Below are 2,511 nucleotides of genomic sequence, written 5' to 3' on the forward strand. Positions count from 1 at the left end.
GCCAGTCCCACGGCTTGCGTCTCAGATAATGAGACGGCAATATCATCCTATGGACAATTCTAGCGGGGTCGGGGTCATTGACAAAGCGGCGATGGTGCTCGACGCCCTCGAGGCCGGGCCCACCACGCTGGCTCAGCTCGTCTCCTCCACCGGGCTGGCCCGCCCGACGGTGCACCGGCTGGCGCTCGCCCTGATTCACCACCGGCTGGTGGGCCGGGATATGCAGGGCCGCTTCGTCCTGGGGAGCCGGCTGGTGGAACTCGCCTCGGCGGCCGGGGAAGACCGGCTGATCGCCTCCGCCGGCCCCGTCCTGCTCAACCTCCGCGACGCCACCGGTGAAAGTGCACAGCTTTTCCGCCGGCAGGGTGATTGGCGGGTGTGCGTCGCTTCCGCCGAGCGGCCGGTTGGTCTTCGGGACACCATTCCCGTGGGCACCCAGCTGTCCATGAAAGCCGGATCCGCAGCTCAGTGCCTGCTCGCATGGGAGGACCACGACCGCCTGCTCGTGGGCCTGAAGAACGCGCGCTTCACTCCGACGGTTCTTGCGGGCGTGCGGCGCCGGGGCTGGGCCCAGAGCCTGGGAGAACGTGAAGCCGGCGTCGCCTCAGTGTCGGCGCCGGTCCGCGGTCCCTCGGGGCGCGTCATCGCTGCAGTGTCGATTTCCGGTCCCATGGAGCGGCTCACACGCCAACCGGGCCGCATCCACGCCGAAGTGGTTGCGAACGCCGCCCAGCAACTCACCGTCGCCGTCGGCAAGGGCGCTGAGGCGTGACTGCGCTCGAGGACGTCGATTACGCCGTGTTCCTTCGGGGCGTCAATGTTGCCGGAACCACCATGAAAATGGCCGACGTCAAACACGCGCTCGCCGCGCTGCCCGTCAGCGCCGTGCAGACTCTCCTGGCGTCCGGAAACGTGGTGCTGCGCACTTCGATGGTGGCAGCCGACGTGAAGTCGCAGGTGGAGGTACGCCTTCGCGCCACATTCGGCTACGACGCCTGGGTGGTGGTGGTGGACCGGGAGCGCCTCGGGCAGCTCCTCGACGCCTGCCCGTATCCTGCCGACGATGCAGCAGTCCACTCCTATGTCACCCTGTTCTCCAGCGAGGAGGCGCAGCAGTCCTGGGTTGCCGAAGCCACCGCGGGCGGGGCCGACGCCGTCGCGCTGGGCCCTGAAGCAGTAGCCTGGCAGGCCCCCGTGGGGGAAACCCTAGGGAGCCCGGCGGGCAGACTGACCATGGGGCGCGAGTACAAGGCGGTGTGCACCACGCGGAACCTCCGGACGCTGCAAAAGGTTCGCGAGGCCTTTAGCCAGATGTCCTGATTGTGGAATCGACTGCCCCCAATCTGCGGATTTGTTCAGCGGTCGGCTTCAGACCCCACCTACACCCTCAATTACGATGAGCCCATTACTCCTCCTATGGTCGTAGAGCCGAGACGTAGATGTTGGTGCGATAACACCAAACGATGTTGTCCAGAATCTGACGACGAATTCTGCGACCTCTAACCTCGATCTTTCATGAGGCGGTCTCGTCGGTGTGATCGGGGCTTACTGGTTGCCTGATGTGATTGATTCTGGCATGTGGGTACGACATTGTTGCCGCTGACCGGTGGCGGTGGTCGGTGATGGTTCCACGTCCATCACGTCGAGGCTGCTTTTCCTGCTCGGGGTCTGTCGGCGATGGTGGCTTTTACGGCGGGTCCAGGGCTCTGATGCGGGTGAGGGCTTTGATGAGCAGCGGCGTGTCAGGGGCTCTGGCGGCGAGGTGCACGGTCAGGCGTCGGGCGTGTCGGCTGGTCTTCCCGGCGATTTCGAAGATCCTCGCCCGGAGTTTCTTCGGTTCCCAGCGTCTGGCTTTCGTGCCGTGGAGGCCGAGCATCTGTGCCCAGGCCATGAGTTCGGCGGCGAGCATGACCAGGTGACACCAGAGCGTGTTGGCGGCGAACGAGTGCAGGGGCAGATTCGCCAGGCCGGTGTCTTTGGCGTTACGGATCCTGTCCTCACACCGGGCCCGTAACCGGTGGCGGACCTCGAGGTCCGCGAGCTGGCCATGGTCCTGGTTCGTGGCTAGGACGGTGTAGCGCATCCCATCGACATCAGTGATCCTTAGTTGCGCGCCGACATGGGGTACTTCCTTGCGGACGATGACCCGCATCCCGGCAGGCCAGAAGGACAAGTCCAGCATGCCGGTGATATCGGCGACCCACGCCCCGTCGCGCTCCACTCCGTCGCTGTTATAGGCGCGCGTCCACGCAGTCCTCGGGATTCGGGGCAGGACCGCTTCGACGGCCCCGTGGAGCGGGAATCCCACCGAATAACCCAGGTTCCGGCGCTTACTGGTAAGCCAGTCCAGGAACCCGTGGGTGCCGCCGGCGGAGTCGGTGCGGATCATCACTTTCCTACCCGACCGGAATCCTGCCGGCAACTGCTCCAGGGCGTCCCTGGTGACCTGGATGTGATCGGAGGCGGTGTTGGACCCGGCGTTCCCGGGACGCAGCAGCACCGCCAACGGTT

Annotated in this window: 3 protein-coding genes; 2 read left to right on the forward strand and 1 reads right to left on the reverse strand. The window is 65.6% G+C overall.

The features are described from left to right. Positions 1–49 precede the first annotated feature (49 nt). Both Y704_RS0114925 and Y704_RS0114930 read left to right on the forward strand, forming a co-directional pair. Complete coding sequence (locus Y704_RS0114925; protein WP_026550714.1) at positions 50–772, forward strand: IclR family transcriptional regulator; 723 nt, start codon at positions 50–52, stop codon at positions 770–772. Next, positions 769–1,320, forward strand: coding sequence for a DUF1697 domain-containing protein (locus tag Y704_RS0114930; RefSeq protein WP_026550715.1), 552 nt, complete (start codon positions 769–771; stop codon positions 1,318–1,320). Before Y704_RS0114925 ends, Y704_RS0114930 begins: the two co-directional genes overlap by 4 nt. A 367-nt stretch (positions 1,321–1,687) precedes the next feature. On the opposite strand, the gene Y704_RS0114935 is transcribed toward Y704_RS0114930, so the two are convergent. Then, on the reverse strand, positions 1,688–2,511 hold an 824-nt coding region (locus Y704_RS0114935), incomplete at its 5' end, for an IS1380 family transposase (protein WP_026550716.1).

It is taken from the genome of Arthrobacter sp. Br18 (assembly GCF_000520555.1).
GTDB lineage: Bacteria > Actinomycetota > Actinomycetes > Actinomycetales > Micrococcaceae > Arthrobacter_D.